2 protein-coding genes are annotated in these 2,608 nt (G+C 34.9%); both read left to right on the top strand.

Translation table 11 applies throughout. The annotated features are described in order from the left end of the window. Positions 1–724 precede the first annotated feature (724 nt). Positions 725–1,264 (top strand): hypothetical protein, encoded by a 540-nt coding sequence (locus BUC23_RS17130; protein WP_073211910.1) that lies wholly within the window; start codon positions 725–727, stop codon positions 1,262–1,264. 14 nt (positions 1,265–1,278) lie between these two features. Beyond that, on the top strand, positions 1,279–2,608 hold a 1,330-nt coding region (locus tag BUC23_RS17125), incomplete at its 3' end, for an IPT/TIG domain-containing protein (RefSeq protein WP_208609334.1).

Raw genomic sequence — 2,608 nt, 5'->3', positions numbered from 1 at the left:
AATCAAATTTAAACAAAATGAGCCCGATACAATATCGAGCTCATTATTATCAAAATTAATTATAAATTTGTCCAAACTTTTGGGTTCAGTCTAAATGGAAGGTTTTTTCTTTATGTTCAATTAAAAAACAGTAATTGAAGTAAGAAAAGGATTCTTAATTTTAAACCCATATATTTAACACGTATCGAACTGTTAATCAATTACTTACAATTATAATTATTTTTATTTGTATGTTAATTTTCTTACTCAGCAATGTTAATTATCGTCTAAATAAGCATTTTGTCGATTTTGCTGTAGCTTTTTTTTTATCTTTTTATTTTAATGATTAGTTTTATGTAAGAAAAAGTTAAGTCGTTTTTTTTTATGGCTTTAGGATTCTATTAGGAAAGAGATTTATGTTCCCCACATTTAATATTTCCTGTGTTTGAACGTTGACTTCAATACCTTTTTTATTGAAGAGGACTTAGTAATGGTAAGTCACATTTCCCCGATGTGTAGTATTCCAGTAACAACCTTTTTATCTAGTTTTAATTGAATCGTTTTGAAATTAATCTAATCCATTTTTACAATTCGATTTTGGTAAATGATAAAGATATTTTTATAGTCGTGATAAAAATATTCTTTTGATGATGGTTGACTTCATGATTTTTATCTGAAGAGATGTCTTCGCCCTTAATCCTTGATTCCTATTAAATCAAATCTATGGTGTTAAAATACTATTATTATGAAAAAAAAATTTTTATTAAATTTTTTCGCTTTTTTCAGTGATCGGGATAATGTATTGATTACCGATGAGAATGGATGTAAAATTGGTTTAAGTCGAATGATTTTTTCACTGACTGACACAAGTAACTATTTTGTTGCGAAAACCTCTAAGAATAAAAATGTTATTTCAAGTATGTTTTTACTTGTTACACTTTTTTTTCTTACAGGCTTTCTGTATGCTCAACAACCTTCCTGTAATCTTTCAGGTCCGTTGATAGGGTATTTTGATTCTGGAGGAGGCAACACGATAAGCATCAATTCAGATGTTTATAACACAGGCCCCAAAACTACTTATTCTTGGAAAATCGATAAAAACGTACCGGGAGCTACTATAGTTTCAGGTGAGGGCACGTCAAGGATTCAGGTGAAAGCAGGTACTAAAGGAGGAAGCTTTGCGATAAAGCTTACCGTCACAAATCCTGATTTAAATGGAGGTTCAAGTAAATCTAGCACCTGCACTAAATCAGTTACCGTAAGTCGAAATTTAAATTATAAATGATAAAAATTTACATTATGAAAATTTCAAATAAAATTGAAGAATTGGGTGACTGTTGCAAAAGTTCCGGTCATTCAAATAAAAAAAAGAATAATAAATTAGGATACTTTTCGATGGTGCTGTTTTTACTGATGACATCAGTTCAGATGGTTTATGCGCAAGTTCCTACTATTACAAGTTTTTCACCGGCTTCTGCCAAAGGAGGAGCAACGGTTACCATCACAGGAACCAATTTTACGGGTGCTACATCAGTTAAATTTGGGACAGAAGCGGCCGCTTCGTTTACCGTTGTGAATTCCACTACTATAACAGCTATAGTGTCTTCATCAGGGCAGAGCGGTCAGATTTCTGTAACTACTACTAACGGAACGGCTACGATAAATAATTTTGTATTTTTACCGCCACCAGCATGTAATATAGTGGGTCCTCTTAAAGGGTGTTTGGGTACAAATCTTACGTATACAGTCGAAATTGCATATAGCGGGAATGATCAAACATCAACACCTCCTGTTCCTGAGCTTCTCATATCATTTCCTGTGGGGCCGGATAACACTACAAATGGAGCAATGATTATATCTAATACGCCTTTTGTTTATAATGCTGCTACAAATTCAGGAACTATAACAGCAGTCTTATTTCCGGGAACAACCACGGGGAAAATTCTGGGGATTTTAACAGTTAATGCTCCTGGAGGTACTTCTACATGTAGTGCCTCTATCACAATAACAGATGTAGAGGTAACAACATCATTTCTTCCTATTAAATGTTTTGGGGGGACTACTAATCTTGAAGTGAATGCATCTTCAAGTGGTAGTAATACGGCTTATAAATATACGCTGAGTCGTGATGGATTTCCTGATGTAATAATATCTTCGCAGTTCACAAGTGTTAGCTTTCCAAATCTTGTAGCTGGTGACTATACAGTTACTGTAGAGGGTAATAACCTGGGATGTAAAGGTGTAAAAAAAGTTACAATAGGAGACGGTGCGAAACCGGTAGTACTAAATTGCGCAACAGATGTAACTGAAGCATCATGTCAGACACAAGATCAAATCAATACAAAATTTAATGCATGGCTTGCAACTTTTAGTACAAGTGGTGGCACTAACCCTGTAGTAACAAGAAACCCGTTAACTCCTTTAGCACCAAGTAAATGCGGAGGATCTACGACTGTTACTTGGACGGTAACCGATGATTGCGGAGCAACTCAGACTTGCACAAGAACTTTTACGGTAACACCCGATTTAATAGCACCTGTTATCACAGCTACAGGAACACCTTCCAACGGTACATTAGGTTGTAACCCAACAGCAGCGCTTATAACAGCAGCGCTTGGAACAGCCACTG

The sequence above is a fragment of the Flavobacterium xinjiangense genome, assembly GCF_900142885.1.
GTDB classification, from domain to species: domain Bacteria; phylum Bacteroidota; class Bacteroidia; order Flavobacteriales; family Flavobacteriaceae; genus Flavobacterium; species Flavobacterium xinjiangense.
The sequence above is the reverse complement of the archived record's forward strand: the minus strand, read 5'-3'. Positions and strand labels throughout refer to the sequence as shown.